Here is a 13071-nt window from a genome sequence, read left to right on the forward strand (position 1 = left end):
TTATTTCTTTATATTCCCTTTGGCTGAAGGCGTAAACTTGTAATTGACGCTCCCTCTGCCGGGAGAATTCTTCCTGCACATCGGGAACGGATTATCGTTTCTACTCTTCAAGCTTCCAGTCATTCTGTTTTAAAAGTCGTACCTGCTCATCGATATTGTCCTCAGTGAGACGAATACCGAAATCATCTGGAAGCTCGTTATCCTCCACGCCCGCCATCCGATGAGCCATTAAATCACCAAGTGTCTGATAATAATGATGGGCATCGTAAAAATAATCAGGATTTTCCGTCACGGAATTCACATACATAAAGTGCTCTACTCCACCAAATACATTCGTAATATCATGGAGCCACTTTTCGTAATCTTCTTCTCGTCCTTCCTGCTGCATCGTACGAAATAAGTCTTCCGTAACCGGCGTGGTAAACGCTGTAAATTCTGTATCCGGATGAGCCTCCCGCAGCTGCTGCATTTCTTCCTTAAAGCTTTCATCATAGGAGTACGTCTGGTCATCGTATGTTACGTCTTCGAAGTCCTGATCTTTTTCTTCAATTCGTTCCTGCGTTTCTTCCGAGCCCAGCTTCTCTGTCGTCCCAGCATTATTACGGTCATAGCTTCTGTGAAAAGGTTCATTTTTTACAGAGGCTGCTGCATTGTCAAATGACTGTTCCAGTATATCTCTCGATAAGTAAGCTTTTAGAGGATAAAACCGGTCTTCTGCGTTTTCAATAAATGGTGCCGGATCAGTTACTCCTTTATTCTCAGAGGTCGCAAAAAAATCAAATCCTATATATACTTTATCCAGCGGTTCTCCTCTTTTTTCTTCAACATACTCAAGGTAAGGACCGTACTCCTTATGGCTCATATGGCCGGAAGACATATTAAAGACGTCCTCCTCTCCAAACTCTCCCTGGTCTATATAAGTCACGCGGCTGCTGCCGATAAGCAGAGTATCGAACTCTTCTCCGGCGAAAGCGACACGATTGACCTTCTGCTGTCTTTCGTCAAAATCTTCCTGTACTTCATTAAATCTGTTTTCATGATTGAAAAACCAAAGCGGATCAACCAGTACATTAATAGAAAACATTATCAAAAACGGCAGCGTAATAATGAATAACATCCCGCCGGTAAAAGCTGCAGCCTTTTTCTTTCGTATCATTTCTCTCCCGCCTTGCTCTCTCTTAGTATCCTTTTCTTTTATACCCCTAAATTTACTACATGGAACATGCTTTACTGTCCCTTTGTATTTTATTTACTTTCTCTCAACGTGTAAATGAGCCTTCCTGCCTTTTCCCTATAAAAAAAGCTTCCGCCGCAGCGGAAGCTTTACTTTATTCGTTTGGAATCATTTCTCTGGAAAGCTCGGTGTCTTTCACATATGCTTTGGGACTCATGATTTCATCAGGGTTAAAATCATCAAGAGGCTTTCCTTTTGAATGCGGTTAGGAGCATCCGGATTGGCAAGAGCAGCTCTTGCCACAGCCACATAGTCGCACTCTTGCCGGTCAATCATGCCGGCTGCTTTATCCGGATCTGCCAGATTTCCTGCTGTAATAACAGGGAGACCGCCGTATGCTTTGGCAGCTGCTGCCATCGTCATCGTTCCTTCGCCGAAGCCGGGCTCTGCGGCATCATCATCAGAAATATGAATGTAATCCACTTCGGACCTGCCGAGTATACCAAAAATCGTTTCGGCTTCTTTTTCTCCGCCTGACCATTTGTGGTTCGGGTTTACTACTTTGATTTGGGAGATACGGATACCAAGTACCATGTCATCTCCTATAGCTTCTCTCACTTCTTTAATAGTTTCCAATAGGAATGTCAGGCGCTTTTCTACACTGCCCCCATATTTGTCAGTACGTTTATTTATGCCCTCTGATAGGAACTGATCCAGCAGGTAGCCGTTCGCCCCGTGAAGCTCAATACCATCAAACCCGGCTTCTGCTGCATAAATCGAAGCCTGGACGAATCCACGTTTTGCTTCATCAATGTCCGCCTGCGTCATTTCACGTGCTTTTTGAAATTTCCCTTCCCCGCCGTAAGCTCCAACTTTTTCAGCATCTGGATCGTAGGGAGACGGGGCAATCGTTTCTCCATTGTAATAGCTGCCCTGCGATTGTGCTCCTGCATGCATAAGCTGAACAATCGCTTTTGACCCATTGTTTTTTATATCCTCTACAATAGGCTTCCAGGCATCTCTATGCTTTTCAGTGGCAAGCCCTGCCTGATTTTCATAGCCCTGGCTGTAAGCTGTATCCGGATAGGTTCCTTCTGTAATCACCGCGGAAAATCCGCCTTTCGCGTAGCGCACATAATATTGATGCACCCGTTCATTCGGGGTGCCATCTGCCTCTGAACTCACTCTGGTCATCGGCCCGACCATGTAGCGGTTCTTAAAAATATGATTGCTTATGTTTCCCTGGTTAAATAGATTGTTATCGAACTTGTCCATTTTTATCACCCTGCTTATTTATAGTTAGTTATGGTTACTGCTATACCCTGTACATATCTACCCATAAACATTTCTTTAAGCCTGAACGACAAGAACAATCATAAAAGTGATGAGATAAAGAGAAAATAAAATGCCGCCGATACCGGACACAATTCCTGTAACTGCCATAGCCATGCCTTTTCCTGGGCTGCTTTGATTTTTTTACGGGCATTTTTTCCAAAAATAATGGCCATGACCCCGAAAATAATGCCTATAACCGGTGCAAATAAAGATAAAATACCAAACACCATTGCTACAATAGCGTCTCTGTTTACTTCTGCTTCTTGTGCCATGCGCTGCTGTCTCCTTTTATATAGATTGCTGCTGATCACAGCCGTTTTCTGCAAAATATTCTTCAATCACCCGCTCATCAGAATGAGGGATAGATTTTCCTTTTACAATCTGTCCCCCATTTATACACCCGCTCGTCAACAGAACAATATCCTCCTCTTCTGAAAGCGATAACGCTTTCCGAACGGCCTCTTTTCTATTTGGGGCGGTATGAATGGAAGGATCATCAGGATGCTTAAAACCGGATAATACTTTTTCTATAATCACCTGAGGTTCATGATCACCAGGATGATCGACAGAAACGACAATATGATCTGCTCTCCCTCTGCTGTTTCTGCCATTCGGGGCATTTTGGAAAAATCCCGTATCCCTATCCCATCAGCATTAATATAATCCGCCGGCCATTATTCTGCTTCTTCGCTTCCTTTAAAAGCTGGTCCATCGCCGTTGGAGTGTGGGCATAATCTATAATGATTTTCTGCTTTTGCTTTCCCCATACTATTTGAAATCTGCCCTCGACCGGTTCTATTTTCTCTGCTGCCCAGCACACGGCTTAACGAATATCCGGCGTGCAGGGCAGTACAGATGGCGGCGAGCACGTTGGCTGCATTATATTCACCAAATACCGGCAGAAAAACGTTATGGGCATTTCCATCCATTTCTATTACTGCACTGGTTCCCGTATCTGATGGTGTAAGAGCATACGCATGAATATCTGCTGCAGTCTCCCGATCGAGACTGTACGTTAATACTTTTCCCGGACATACAGAAAGGATTTCCGTTCCTAATACATCATCTACGTTTACTACGGCTTTATCGGTCTGTTTAAATAATTCCAGCTTAGCTTCGCGGTAGTTCTCGAACGTTTTATGGTATTCCATATGCTCCGGTGACAAGTTCGTGTGCACAGCTACATTAAATTGAAGTCCCTCCACTCTTTTCTGGTCAAGCGCAATAGAGGATACTTCCATCACAGCCGCTTCTTCTCCCTGCTTTACATATTCAGAAAAGATTCTATGCAGATCAGGCGCCTCCGGAGTAGTCGGGGTGCTTCCGCGAAACGGCAGTTTTTCTTTGGAAGACCAGATACCGTTCGTTCCAATCATCCCGGTCGGCTTTCCCAGTGTATTGAAGATAGAGCGTATATAAGAGGCTACGGTCGTTTTTCCATTCGTTCCGGTCACTCCCATTAGAAATAAAGAACGATAGCTGTTTTCATAAAAAGCAGCAGAAAACTGGGCTGCAGCTGTTCTCGTGTTCCATACCTCGATAAATGTAAGATTGGGATACTGTTTGCTTAAGTCCTTCATTCGTTTTCCATTTTCGCTTACAACTACTGTCGTTCCTTTGCTGATCGCCTCTTCGATAAAGGTTTCCCCATTCTCGTTAAAGCCTTTCATGCAGAAAAAAACAGAACCGTCCTGCGACTTACGGGAGTCAAACACGATAGAATCAATTTCTCCAGCCTCTTTACCGAACACCTGGAGGTAGTCGAACATTTGGTTTCCGTGGAACTTTATATGCATTCACTGTCCTGCTTTCTATCTTTATTCGCCATTTATAACATGTACCTGTTTTCCTTTTTCCCCTGCAGGAAAAGGCAGGCAAGTAATAAGATCGAGTAAAGTGTACCCCGCCGGACACGTTTTTTTCAACTTCCACCTATTATCATTAACAGCCTTTGTTTCATTTGGTATAATAAGTAAAATTAACCATTTATTTTTTCACTACATTGGAAAAGAGGTGTATTTATTGGAACTTATTCTCGCTTTGATTGTAATTGTTTTCGCGTTATGGTTTTTTAATTTTTTAATGGGTTATCGGAAAAAAAGTATTTCCTTTACTCTGGAAGAGCGGCACACCGGAATGACCAATATCGGGAAAGCGGCGGAGAAAAAACTTCAGGAAGATGGACGCGACGCGGTATATATAGGAAACGGGCTCTGCCGGGTGGACGGCAGTCTCTACCGGCTGTCAGAACGCACGGTTCCGATGGGAGGGGTTCCCATGCAGCGTATTGTTCTGACAATAGAAAAGAAAGCTTCTGCGGATGAGAAAATAGACCTTGAACCTGACAAATAAAGAAAAGGCTGCGTCTCTGGACACAGCCTTTTGCTATCGACAGAGGCAGGTATTTCTTTCTGCCCTCTTTTTCTAAAATAACGCGTCATTCAAATTCGTCACGACCCGGACCTCTTTAAAGGAGATCCCCAGATTTACCGATTTCTGTGCGATTTCCGGACGCATACCGGAAAGAATTGTTTCAATACCGATCAGCTTTAGGGCATGAGACAAATCCATCACTTTCTGTGCGACGAACTGGTCCATGCTGAGCACACCGGACAGGTCAATAAATAAGTGTTCAATATCCTTCTGCCTGCATTCCTCGAGCGTCTTTTCTGCAATGATCTCGCTTCTGGCTGCATCAATATTGCCGATCAGCGGAAGCAGCGCCTGATGTTTTTTCAAAACAATGACCGGAGAGCTGAGCTCGTTAATGACATCTTCCTGCTCTTTTAGCTGCTGGTCTGTCTTCTGAATGGCTTCACGCATGAACATTTGGATCGTAAAATCAAAAGCTTTAGTCACTTTTTCATTCCAGGCAAGAAGTTCCTCCTGAGAGATTTCCCCGTGATAGCTTTTAACAAATGATTTAATATATCCTAAAACCATATCACGGTAGCGTGAGAATTCTCTTTGCAGCGTAATAAGGGGAGTATTAACGTATTCTTCTTCCTTTACTGTAGCCGCAAATTTCTTTTCAAACTTCTCGTAAAATTCTTCTTCTTCCGTATTAAATATTTCGACAAACTGCTGAATGAATGTAGTGTTCATTTCTTTTAGTTTTTTTGTTGTTTCCGGATCAGTAGAGGCGTAAACGGATGAGGGATCACTGTCATCTATCGATTCATACCATTCTTCGCTTAACTGATTGGAATGGGATAATAAATAATCGTGCAGAAGCTGGTCGTAATTTTGAGCTGATTGTTCCTTCACTGTACCTACCTCGCATTACTTTTTCTATTACGTCATATTGATTGTACCAGCTTACCATATATTATGACCGTTACATAAGAGGGGGAGATAATCCAATGAAAGAAAACAGCTGGCCTCTTCTGCCAGCTGTCTTTGTTCTATTAAAGCTGTTCTCCTCTGTCGAGTGTAAGCGTAAGCTGTTCTTCTTTGCCTTCTCTAATCACCGATACGTTTATATCGTCCCCAATATTTTTATTTGTGTATACGTACTGGCGAAGCTCTGACATTGTTGCGATTTCTTCATCGTCCACTCCGATAATCACATCAAGCTCTTCAATTCCAGCCGACTCTGCAGCAGAGCCGGGCTCCACCGATTGTACAACCGCTCCTGTGGTTCTGTCTTCCGGCAGGTTAAGCTGCTGCTGATACTGCTGGGGGAGAGAGGTTAAATCAAGCAGAGCTACGCCTAGAGCAGGACGTTCCACTTCTCCGTTTGATTCCAGATCATTGATAATCGGCTGGGCGCTGTTAATCGGAATAGCCAGGCCGATTCCTTCCGTTGCTTCCTGGGCAATCTTCATGGAATTTATGCCGATCACCTGTCCCTGGGAGTTAATCAGCGCTCCTCCACTGTTACCAGGGTTAATCGCTGCATCGGTCTGAATTACTTCTGACTGCCAGTCTGCTGTTCCGTCTTCATTTACATCGATTGGAATAGAACGCTCCGTTCCGGAAACAACTCCTGTCGTAACCGATCCGGAGAACTGCTCTCCAAGCGGGTTGCCGATAGCAATAACCGGCTCGCCGGACTTCAGTACGGAGGAATCTCCAAATTCAGCTACTGTATCAATGCCCTTGGCATCTACTTTCAGCACAGCCAGGTCGGTCCATACATCTTCGCCGAGTACCTCTGCTTCTTTTTTGGTTCCATCGGAAAGCGTAATTTCCACCTGATCCGCGCCTTCCACTACGTGGTTATTCGTAACGACATAAGCCTCTCCGCTATCCTTTTTATAAATAACTCCAGAGCCCGTTCCTGCTTCCTGTTCCGTATCTTCCGAAGCATCCGCACTCTCTTCGTATAAACCATTCTGTGCAGCGGCAGCCTGCAGATTGGTAACTCCTACAATGGCATCGCTTGTTTTATCAACAGCCTCTGTCACATCGGAATTCACATCGTAGGACACGGTCTCTGCTGTAGTCTGTCCGCTCGTCTGTGCATCGGTCTGGGCATCTGCCCCGCTTCCATCCAATCCGCTGATCTGCGGACCGGCAGCCATCATAATTACTGCACCGGCAGCCAGTCCGGAGAGACTGGATAAAAAGTAGCCTCTTTTCGTTTTATTGTTCGACGGGCCGTCTGTTTTTTCTTTATAGTATCCCATTTGTAATACCTCCTTTTTATATTCGAATCGATGGCAGTGTATGAAACATATTGATTTCTTTTTTGAGGGTATTCATTTTTTCATCAAGTTCATATAGGGTTACAGCGGATTCTCTTAAGTTTTCCTGCAGATATTTGGGTACATCATGGCGGAATTTATAATACATCTTATGTTCGAGGCTGGCCCATACGTCCATGGCCATTGTCCGGATCTGTACCTCTACTTGAATAAATTCTGCTGCTGTTGTCAGGTTTACAGGCACCTCCACTATTAAGTGGAGACTCTGGTAGCCGTTCGGCTTAGGCTTTTCAATGTAATCTTTTTTCTGCGTAAGACGAAGATCCGTCTGCTCTTCAATAAGACGGCTGATATGATATACATCATCTGTAAAGGAGCATATAATCCGCAGTCCCGCTATATCCCGAATATGCTCTTCTGCCATGGACTCTGTGACGGGAAATCCTTTCCTAATAAGCTTTTCTTCAATTGCATGCGGGGACTTGATTCTCGATATCATGTGATCAATCGGATTATGCTCGTGCAGCACTTTGAATTCTTCATTTAGAATATGCAGCCGTGTTTCCATCTCGCGGAGGGCAAATCGTCTCTTCATCAAGCAGATCTCCCAGTCTTTCTCCCCGGTCTGCATATTTATTCCTGCTCATCCGCCAGCGAATTTTTAATATCGTATTTTTCCTTTGTTTCTTCCAGCCAGGTCGTATAATTCGCATCAAGCTTCTCGTCTTTCAGCGTTTCTTCAATTTCTGCTCTGCTGTCTTCAAGAGTTGGTTCTTCAGCTTCTTTTTTATCGGTGACGTGAATAATATGGAAGCCGTATTCTGTTTCAACAGGTTCGCTTATTTCATCTTTTTTCATATCAAAGGCAGCTTCTTCAAACGCTTCCGCCATTTCTCCTGTGCCGAAAAATCCGAGTTCCCCGCCATTTTCCGCTGAAGCAGTATCTGTTGAATATTCTTCTGCCAGTTCTGCAAAGTCATCTCCATTATCAAGTTTTGTTTTGACTTCTTCTGCTGTTTCTTTGTCTTCTGTCAGGATATGACTTGCTTCTACCTGCGCCGGCTCACCCAGCTCATCTTTATTTTCATCATAATATGTTTCAATTTCTTCATCCGACACGGAAATGTCTGCTTCCATCAGCTTTTCGACTTTAAGCGTGGTCTCTATCTGCTTTTCCAGATCTTCCATCTCGAGGCCGCTCTGGGAGACAGCCGATTCCAGTGCTTCTGCTCCGCCGTAGGACTCTTCCAGCGTTGCTTTCTCTTCATCGATTTCTTTTTGGGTGACTTCTACTTCAGCCTTTTCGGCTTCGGCATTAACTACTTTTTCCGTAATCATCGTATCCAGCGCTGCTTCTCCGGAGGAAGCGGCCATTTCATCGTACAGCTCATCTTTTGTAATGGTTTCATCACCGACTTCGGCTACCGCATCGCTGCGGCTGAAGCCTGTAATAAGCAGCCCTATGACTGCCGCCGCAATAATTAGTCCAATAAAATATCTCTTTTTTCCTTTTTTAAACATGCTGAACGCCTCTTTCTCTCTGTCTTTTCTGCCTGCTCTTACAGCATAATCGGTAATTATGAATAAACTATGAACAGACTATGAAAGAACAAAGAAACTTTAAAAAACCGCAGGAGGATCGCCCCTGCGGTTTACATATTTATTTAGGAAAACGGACGATAAAGATTGTTCCTCTGCCTTTTTCACTTTTCACTTCAATGGTACCATCATGAAGTTCTACGAGACGCTTCACGATGGACAGTCCGAGTCCAAATTCTCCAAACGTTACGTTGGCTCTCGAGATATCAGCTTTATAGAAACGGCGCCAGATGGTTTTTATCTTTTCCGGATCGATTCCCTCTCCAGTATCTTCAATCTCCACCACAGTCTCCGTTTCTTCTTCCCGGGCACGGAGCCATACCGTGCCTTTCTCTGTAAATTGAATGCTGTTCTTCGTAATATTCATCAAAATTTGGGTAAGCCTGTCGTAATCTGCATTCACGGTGACATGCGGTTCTGCTTCAATGATAATCCGGTTCTGCTTTTCTTCGGCCTGGGTTATTAAATGCTCTTTAATAATTTCAAATACTTCTTCCAGCTGCACCTGCTCTTTCTGAAGTACCAGCTGGTTCGAACGGATTCTTTCGTAATCCAGATTTTCGTTCACAAGCCGGATCAGCCGCTTCGTTTCTTCGTTAATTAAGCGCAGCCCTTTTTCTTTCTGCTCTTCCTCGATCATACCGCTTTCCAGCCCGCCGATCACTCCCTTAATGGTCGTCAAAGGGGTTCTCATCTCATGGGAAACGTCCGCAATAAACTGACGGCGCCGGTTTTCAAGGCTTTCTATTTCAGCGTTGGAACGCTTTAAATCCGCGGCCATCTCCTGAAAATCACTGGCAAGCTCCCCAATTTCGTCAAAGTCAGATGAGGGCACGTCCACATCATAATTCCCTTCTGCGATAGAGGAAGTAGCGCTGCGCAGCCGCTGAATCCGGCTGACGTGAAACCTGGACATCAGGTAGCTTAGCAGCAGCGCCCCTGCCAGAGCAATCAGCGCTGTGTAAAGTAAATACTGATTGATTTGGGCGATGATTTCCGCAGAGCTGCTGATAGGTGAAACGAGCAGCACTCCACCGGAGAAATCTCCATTTTCAAAAAAAGGCAGCACGACTAAAGATACCGTCTGATCAAAACGTCCGGCGTCCCTTGTTTCTTCGACGAGTTCTCCGTTTTGAATACGGGACCACTCCTCATCCGTCAACTGGGGGTTGGGAAAGCTGCCAGCCTCCGGATACAGTACTCTTCCATCATTATCAAACACGCTGAAATTAATGTTCTGCACGCGCAGGACTTCGCTGTATGGAGAGAGCGATGCCGGGCTGGAGCCGGTCTCCAGATCCGTTAGAATATCTTCTCCATAAGCGGTTAGTTCATCCACTTTGTCCTGATACACAAACTCCTCTACGAAATTAACAAACAGCAGGCCGAGCAGCAGAAGTGCCAGGATCGACACACCGAGGTGGCTTGCCAGCAGCTGATACATGTATCTAATCTTCATGGGATACCGATTCCGTTTCCTCAAATTTATAGCCTACGCCCCAGACCGTATGAAAAATGGTATTATCTTCGCTCTCCATCTTTTTACGCAGTCTTTTAATATGCACATCCACTGTCCGTTCATCCCCATAAAACTGATAACCCCATACCTGCTCAAGCAGCTGCTCTCTCGTGAATACTTGTCTTGGATTTTTTATTAAAAAATGCAGCAGATCAAATTCTTTGGGAGTTAAGTGAAGGACAGGCGTCCCTTTATAGAATACTTCTCTTGTACGTTCATTTATTTTAAAATAACGGGACGTAATAATATGATTATCTTCCGCCTCTTCCGTCACGTTCCCGGTGCGTCTTGTAACCGCACGGATTCGTGCCATCAGGGCAAGCGGACTAAATGGCTTGGTGACATAATCATCCGCACCCATTTCAAAGCCGATTACCTGCTCGGATTCACTGTCCTTAGCCGTCAGCATAATAATCGGCACGCTGCCCTTTTCCTGCCTGATCTTCCGGCACAGCGTTACGCCGTCCATACCGGGAAGCATCCAGTCCAGAATCAGCAGGTCCCACTCCTCCTGCTTATACAGCTCATATCCTTTCAGTCCGTCTTCTGCAAAGGTTCCTGTAATCCCTTCTTTGGAAAAAAACATGTCCAGCATGGAACGGACGCTTGCATTGTCTTCCACGACTAAAATTTTCATCGGAGGCACCATCCATTATCTGTATTTGTAAAGGTATAAGCATAATACCACAAGCCCGCCCCGAAAAATAAGCCGGCACCAAAAAAGACAGCCGGATTTTTTCGGCTGTCTCTGCATGTCCGCAGTTATTTTCTTAATTTGGATAAATCAACAGCAGGAACAATCTCCTCAGCTGCCGCACGAGTTAAAAGAGATTCGACCGCAGCAAACCCGTCTTCTCCAAGATCGCGCGTAAATTCATTTACGTATAAATCAATGTGTGATTCAGCAACGTCTTCAGACATCTCCTGCGCATGTTCCATCACATACTCTTTTGAGGAATCTGGATGCTTCCATGCATAATCGACCGATGCCCGTATCCACTCTGTTATTTTATCTGTATCAAGCGAACGCTTTGCAATAATCGCCCCAAGCGGTATCGGAAAGCCGGTATCTTTTTCCCACCAGTCCCCCAGGTCTTCCATCATATGAAGATTGTAGTTCTGATAGGTAAACCGTGCTTCATGAATAACCAGTCCGGCGTCCACGCGGCCTTCCTGTACAGCCGGCATAATATCGTCAAACGGCATCACCTTAATCACAGGCAGGCTGTCCGGCATCATTTGCTTGGCCCAAAAGCGGAACAGCATATACGCTGTAGAGCGTTCACTTGGAACTGCTACAACTTTGCCCGCAAGCTCTTCCGGTTTTTTTTCATCCGCCGATAAAATAAGCGGTCCGCAGCCACGCCTAGCGCGCCTCCGCATGGAATCAACGCATAGTCGTCCAGAACGTAAGGAAGTGCCGCGAAAGAAATCTTCATTACTTCCGGCCCTTCTCCTTTTGCTGCCAATGTATTTGTAATATCAATATCTGCGTATTGAACCTCCAGTTCGGGGGCTCCTTCTATTAAACCATGCGCCAAAGCATGGAACACGAATGTATCATTTGGGCATGGAGAATAAGCTATATTCATTCAATCAGCACCTCCGATAATATAGAACTAGCCGCTTCCAGTGTTTCAAGCGCTTCGTTAATGCGCCAGGCCGACCGGTCACGAGGGCCCACCACGTTGGAAATAGCACGAATTTCCATCGAATCCACCCCAAACATTTCTGCGGCGGTGGCAGCACCGAATCCTTCCATTGCTTCTGCCGCTGCTCCCGGCACCTGCCGTGCCAGCCTTTCTGCTGTTTGAGCAGTGCCGGTGACAGTAGAAAGCGTCAGCACAGGCCCAATGTTAATCACAAGGCCGGAAGAACGAAGCGCCCGCTTTACGATCTCTATTTTTCCTTCATCAACGACCACGCGATCCGGCCCCATCCCAATGTCTTGAATCGTTTGAAAGCCCGTCTCGGTTTCTGCTCCCAGATCAGCTGCAATGATTTCATTGGCGATTACAAGGGAACCTACTTCCGCCTGCCCCTCGAATCCTCCGCCAATACCTGCACTTACAACAAGATCATAACGGGTTCGGGATAATGCCGCGGCTGTAGCTGCTGCGGCTGCCGCGGAGCCGACTCCTGCTGTCACTACATCAAAGCTGCTTGATGCATTAAGACCTCTAAGAACGGCATCTTTTTCCGCCGAAACTGAGGTAACGACAAGAATATGGTAATCTCTATCTTGATTTATAGGGAAATTCATTATCTTATCTCCTTTTCCATTCACTCCTTCGTACGGTTGTATTCAGTGTAATGCATAGAAGAATAGATTGGCTAGTCGTACTGTCAGAATTAATAAGAAAAGTAGAGCAGTACTTTAAAAGGAGCGCCGGTCTTCGTAAATGCTGTCTATCGAATAGAGAGAATGTGGTACGATAGACAAAACCTTTTTTCTATCCAGCCCTATGAAGGAGGTAAACAAATGAAAGCATCCTCGACTGTTACATTTGTCCGCCGAAAGGAACGGTACGCGGTTCTGCGTGGATTTCAATTATTCATTGATGAAAAAGAGACCGGACGTATCAAGCGAAATCAAAAGCTGTCTTTTACAGTAGAGCCTGGTGTCCACCACCTGCAGGTAAAAAAAGAAGCGGACGGATCAGAGATATTCACCTGTGAACTGGCACCTGGAGAAGAAGGAACATTTCTCGTGCTTGGAAACAAAGACGAACCGCCTTCTCTGCAGCGTCTCGATGAACCTATTTGAAAAAAACAAGCAGAAACGGCCAAAGCCG

At 45.2% G+C, this 13071-nt stretch carries 14 protein-coding genes and 2 pseudogenes; 2 read left to right on the forward strand and 14 right to left on the reverse strand.

Going from position 1 to position 13071, the window contains the following annotated elements; translation table 11 throughout:
* Positions 1-100 precede the first annotated feature (100 nt).
* From MMY81_RS01690 to MMY81_RS01715, 6 genes and pseudogenes are all read right to left on the reverse strand, one after another.
* On the reverse strand, positions 101-1156 hold the full coding sequence (locus MMY81_RS01690; protein WP_252311376.1) for a hypothetical protein: 1056 nt from the start codon (positions 1154-1156) through the stop codon (positions 101-103).
* 231 nt (positions 1157-1387) lie between these two features.
* Positions 1388-2449, reverse strand: coding sequence for an oxidoreductase (locus MMY81_RS01695; RefSeq protein WP_308215173.1), 1062 nt, complete (start codon positions 2447-2449; stop codon positions 1388-1390).
* Positions 2450-2547: 98 nt separating this feature from the next.
* Complete coding sequence (locus MMY81_RS01700; RefSeq protein WP_252311377.1) at positions 2548-2781, reverse strand: DUF4190 domain-containing protein; 234 nt, start codon at positions 2779-2781, stop codon at positions 2548-2550.
* A 16-nt stretch (positions 2782-2797) separates the two neighbouring features.
* Positions 2798-3046 carry a hypothetical protein gene (locus MMY81_RS01705; RefSeq protein ID WP_252311378.1) on the reverse strand — a complete coding sequence of 83 codons (249 nt, stop codon included), beginning with the start codon at positions 3044-3046 and terminating at the stop codon, positions 2798-2800.
* A gap of 103 nt (positions 3047-3149) precedes the next feature.
* A complete protein-coding gene (locus MMY81_RS33700) occupies positions 3150-3329 on the reverse strand; it encodes a glutamate ligase domain-containing protein (protein WP_252311379.1) in 180 nt (59 codons plus the stop codon).
* 52 nt (positions 3330-3381) lie between these two features.
* Positions 3382-4305: pseudogene (locus tag MMY81_RS01715) on the reverse strand (Mur ligase family protein); the annotation flags it as partial.
* 226 nt (positions 4306-4531) lie between these two features.
* Here MMY81_RS01715 and MMY81_RS01720 point away from each other — a divergent pair.
* A complete protein-coding gene (locus MMY81_RS01720; protein ID WP_252311380.1) occupies positions 4532-4861 on the forward strand; it encodes a hypothetical protein in 330 nt (109 codons plus the stop codon).
* Between the two features lie 72 nt (positions 4862-4933).
* Here MMY81_RS01720 and MMY81_RS33705 read toward each other — a convergent pair whose 3' ends face one another.
* The 8 genes and pseudogenes from MMY81_RS33705 to MMY81_RS01760 form a co-directional block, all read right to left on the reverse strand.
* The gene (locus MMY81_RS33705; protein ID WP_252311381.1) at positions 4934-5776 is read right to left on the reverse strand and encodes an STAS domain-containing protein; all 843 of its coding nucleotides are present in this window, start codon (positions 5774-5776) and stop codon (positions 4934-4936) included.
* Positions 5777-5916: 140 nt separating this feature from the next.
* Positions 5917-7140 (reverse strand): S1C family serine protease, encoded by a 1224-nt coding sequence (locus MMY81_RS01730; protein ID WP_252311382.1) that lies wholly within the window; start codon positions 7138-7140, stop codon positions 5917-5919.
* A 16-nt stretch (positions 7141-7156) separates the two neighbouring features.
* Positions 7157-7789: a GTP pyrophosphokinase gene (locus MMY81_RS01735; RefSeq protein ID WP_252311383.1), complete on the reverse strand. Its 633-nt coding sequence runs from the start codon at positions 7787-7789 to the stop codon at positions 7157-7159.
* Positions 7790-7791: 2 nt separating this feature from the next.
* Positions 7792-8679, reverse strand: a complete 888-nt coding sequence (locus MMY81_RS01740; RefSeq protein WP_252311384.1) for a peptidylprolyl isomerase — start codon at positions 8677-8679, stop codon at positions 7792-7794.
* 139 nt (positions 8680-8818) lie between these two features.
* Positions 8819-10216 (reverse strand): sensor histidine kinase, encoded by a 1398-nt coding sequence (locus MMY81_RS01745; protein ID WP_252311385.1) that lies wholly within the window; start codon positions 10214-10216, stop codon positions 8819-8821.
* A complete protein-coding gene (locus tag MMY81_RS01750; protein WP_252311386.1) occupies positions 10206-10913 on the reverse strand; it encodes a response regulator transcription factor in 708 nt (235 codons plus the stop codon). Before MMY81_RS01750 ends, MMY81_RS01745 begins: the two co-directional genes overlap by 11 nt.
* A gap of 125 nt (positions 10914-11038) precedes the next feature.
* Positions 11039-11868, reverse strand: a pseudogene (locus MMY81_RS01755) (1,4-dihydroxy-6-naphtoate synthase).
* On the reverse strand, positions 11865-12539 hold the full coding sequence (locus tag MMY81_RS01760) for a futalosine hydrolase (RefSeq protein WP_252311387.1): 675 nt from the start codon (positions 12537-12539) through the stop codon (positions 11865-11867). The pseudogene MMY81_RS01755 and the gene MMY81_RS01760 overlap by 4 nt, the downstream one beginning before the upstream one ends.
* A gap of 219 nt (positions 12540-12758) precedes the next feature.
* On the opposite strand from MMY81_RS01760, the gene MMY81_RS01765 reads away from it, so the two are divergent.
* On the forward strand, positions 12759-13043 hold the full coding sequence (locus MMY81_RS01765) for a hypothetical protein (protein ID WP_252311388.1): 285 nt from the start codon (positions 12759-12761) through the stop codon (positions 13041-13043).
* Positions 13044-13071 lie beyond the last annotated feature (28 nt).

It is taken from the genome of Sinobaca sp. H24 (genome assembly GCF_023845525.1).

Coding starts and splice junctions, on each gene's coding strand:
- MMY81_RS01690 (WP_252311376.1), bottom strand. CDS start 1,156: ATGATACGAAAGAAAAAGGCTGCAGCTTTTACCGGCGGGATGTTATTC.
- MMY81_RS01695 (WP_308215173.1), bottom strand. CDS start 2,449: ATGGACAAGTTCGATAACAATCTATTTAACCAGGGAAACATAAGCAAT.
- MMY81_RS01700 (WP_252311377.1), bottom strand. CDS start 2,781: ATGGCACAAGAAGCAGAAGTAAACAGAGACGCTATTGTAGCAATGGTG.
- MMY81_RS01730 (WP_252311382.1), bottom strand. CDS start 7,140: ATGGGATACTATAAAGAAAAAACAGACGGCCCGTCGAACAATAAAACG.
- MMY81_RS01735 (WP_252311383.1), bottom strand. CDS start 7,789: ATGCAGACCGGGGAGAAAGACTGGGAGATCTGCTTGATGAAGAGACGA.
- MMY81_RS01740 (WP_252311384.1), bottom strand. CDS start 8,679: ATGTTTAAAAAAGGAAAAAAGAGATATTTTATTGGACTAATTATTGCG.
- MMY81_RS01745 (WP_252311385.1), bottom strand. CDS start 10,216: ATGAAGATTAGATACATGTATCAGCTGCTGGCAAGCCACCTCGGTGTG.
- MMY81_RS01750 (WP_252311386.1), bottom strand. CDS start 10,913: ATGAAAATTTTAGTCGTGGAAGACAATGCAAGCGTCCGTTCCATGCTG.
- MMY81_RS01760 (WP_252311387.1), bottom strand. CDS start 12,539: ATGAATTTCCCTATAAATCAAGATAGAGATTACCATATTCTTGTCGTT.
- MMY81_RS01765 (WP_252311388.1), top strand. CDS start 12,759: ATGAAAGCATCCTCGACTGTTACATTTGTCCGCCGAAAGGAACGGTAC.